The 2,842-nt window shown below is 63.8% G+C and carries 1 protein-coding gene and 2 pseudogenes; 1 reads left to right on the top strand and 2 read right to left on the bottom strand.

Translation table 11 applies throughout. The features are described 5' to 3' along the window. Positions 1-125: 125 nt before the first annotated feature. A pseudogene (locus tag GRS80_RS15130) lies at positions 126-542 on the top strand (alkane 1-monooxygenase); the annotation flags it as partial. A 508-nt stretch (positions 543-1,050) separates the two neighbouring features. Here the strand turns inward: GRS80_RS15130 and GRS80_RS15125 are convergent. Continuing rightward, the gene (locus GRS80_RS15125) at positions 1,051-2,496 is read right to left on the bottom strand and encodes an MATE family efflux transporter (protein WP_343161602.1); all 1,446 of its coding nucleotides are present in this window, start codon (positions 2,494-2,496) and stop codon (positions 1,051-1,053) included. A 114-nt stretch (positions 2,497-2,610) separates the two neighbouring features. After that, positions 2,611-2,842, bottom strand: a pseudogene (locus GRS80_RS15120) (ATP-dependent protease LonB); the annotation flags it as partial.

Raw genomic sequence — 2,842 nt, 5'->3', positions numbered from 1 at the left:
ATCGTCCTCACTGAGGTGACGGACGATCTCTTTTTCTTGTCCCGCCATTACCCTACCAACTCAAAGCATACCTAAATCTTCTGTGAACCACTATGCTCCCTCTCCGTTCACGACGGGGAGGATGTCATCGCGACAGCTTCGAGCCCTCGGCGGTGGGCGTCGGCTCCGACGAACCGCGTGGCATGCTCGCGGTGAACGCCGCCTGCGCCGAGACCGACGAGGAAGCTGCTCGACTCCGTGCGACCGCCGAAGCGTCATACAAGCGTATGCGCCGGGGCGTCGTCGGATCGCCGCCGCCCGTCGAAACCGCGATCGACGAACTCGGCGGCGTGCCAGAGCCGACGCCGAACCCGCTTCCCGACGGGGAGTGGCCGCGGTCGATATCGGGGAGTCCCGACACGCTCTCCGACCTGCTCGAGCAACTGACCGACCGACTCGCCGTCGGCGTCGACGAGGTGATCGTCCAGAACCTGATCGCGGATCACGGGAACGTGCTCCGCTCACACGAGTTGCTCGCCGAGGGCGTTGGAATCGGCGACTGATACGAACTGACTGACAACAGTTCGTATCAGTCGCTCGTCGTCGGTGAACGGCCGTTCCCGTCGACCCGCCTCAAAATATCGGTATCGTCGGCCTCTCTGCCCCTCGGAGCAGTACGCAACCGCAGCGAAACGGGTACTGTTGGAACACGAACTGGACGACGAGATAGCCGTCGTCGTCATCCAACAAAAGGCTTATCTTTGTACTGACTGAATGGTCAGTTGGCGAGGATCGGACCCACCTGTTGTGGCCAACAGCACCCATGTAACCGCGCCATACACCCTCGCCACGACCACCAACTCCTGTTGCTGGATACATGCCCGACGGAAGCGGCCACCCACCCGATTGGTAGTCGGCCCGAGTCGCTTCCGTTTCGACGAGACGTCGAGTGCCATACCCGCGTCGCCATCCGTGTTGGACACAGTTCCACCACGGCGAACGGTTTCACCCGTGCATTGTAGGGGTGCGATGCCACTGTCGTAGCCACTGCACATCGTTCCTACCTACTGGTCAGTCGTCTGCGACCGTCGTCTCGGGACGGTACGACTGGCTAATCGCTTTCCACTTGTCGGTGCGAAAGCGCCAGTAGTTGATCGCCGCCGGGACGGTCGTCTCGGCGAGAAACGCCAGATACAGCCCCCAGTAGCCGAGTCCGGTGGTTGCGCCGAGATACGCCAGTGGAATCGAGCCACAGAACATTCCGAGAAACTGGCTCGCGAACGGCACGCGCGTATCACCGCTCGCGTCAAGCGGCCCCGCTGCGGCGCTGGCAACGCCCTGAAACGTGACCGCAATGCAGGCTGCATATACGAGATCGATTGCGATCGGAATCTCCGCGCTCGTCGGATCCTCCGCGAAGAGGACGACGATCTGCTCGGCGAAGAGGGCGATGAGAATCGCCGAGACGACGTAGGTCGCGACGGCAAAACGGATGATATCGCGGCCGTAGGCCTTCGCCGTCACCTCGTCGTTCTTGCCGAGCGCCTGGCCGACCAGACTCGAGGAGGCGAGGCCGAAGCCCCAGCCAGGGGCGTTCATGACGCCCCAGATGCGGCGGGCGATGACGAACGCGGCGACGGTGTTCTCCCCGAAGATGTCGAGGATCCCGAGCATCGGAAACTCGGCGACGGTCCAGACGAGGTTGCGTCCGCCCACGGGGAGACCGATCGTGACGAGGTCACGAAGCGTCTCTCCGTCGAGGTACGCACCGAACGGGTCGACGCGGACCGGGAACGCGCCGATACCCGGGATCCGGCCCGCACAGATCCCTGCGGCGAAGGTTGCCGTGACGGCGACGTTCGCGAGGACGGTTCCCAGCGCCGCGCCGGCGACGCCCCACTCGAGCCCGAAGATGAAGACGGCGTTCAGCCCGATGTTGGCGACAGCGCCGCCGGCACGGACCTGCATCGCCGTGTACGAGTCGTCCGCGCCGACGAGGACGCGACTGCCGACGAGATTCAGACCCGCAAACGGAATGCCGAACGCCACGACCTGGAGGTATCGCGCGCCGTACTCGATCGCGCTCTCGTTGTTACTCAGCAGGGAGATGAGTTCGTACGGGAACGCCCAGAAGACAGCCGCGACCGGGGCGCTGACCGCGATCACGAGGACCACACTCGAGCGGACGGCGAGTCCGAGTTCGTCGGCGGCCTCGGCACCGTACCGCTGGGAGACGAGCGCGATGGTGCCACCGGCGACGCCGCCGCCGATAGCGAAGGCTAACCCCCAGAACGGGCCGGCAAAGCCGACGCCGGCGACGGCCGACGTGCCGACGGCAACGCCGACCATCGCGACGTCGACGGCGCTTTTCGACATGCGTGCGATGCCGGTGACGATTCGGGGCCAGGCAAGCATCGTCGTCTGGACGGCACGTTCTCGGTCGATTACCCCGAGTCGTGCCAGGCCGAGCCCGATCGAGAGAATAATCAGCCGCAGCGGATTTGGTACCCTACTCACGGATCACACCTGTGGCTCCTCGGCGGATCGTCGCGGCCTTCGGTTCGTGGCACGCTGTCGGATTCTGGCGGATCGATACGTATGTGCGGCCCATTCACGTGAAAATCGGCGGGTCTACGGAAGGTTCGGGTTCGATCCGCTGGCGGAACCGACCGCACTCTGACTCTGGTCGAACGCCGTTTCGGTGATCGACTTGAGGCGATCGACCAGCGAGTCCTTCTTGGGTTCGCCCATGAGTGCGACGTCTAGGACTTCGCTGATGTTCGCACAGGGGATGATCTCGACCATCTCCTCGTACTCCTCTTCGATCATCACGTCCTGTTCGTTGGCTTCGGGGATGATGACC

Origin of the sequence: Natrialba sp. INN-245, from assembly GCF_009807105.1 — an archaeon.
GTDB classification, from domain to species: Archaea; Halobacteriota; Halobacteria; order Halobacteriales; family Natrialbaceae; genus Natrarchaeobius; species Natrarchaeobius swarupiae.
The sequence above is the reverse complement of the archived record's forward strand: the minus strand, read 5'-3'. Positions and strand labels throughout refer to the sequence as shown.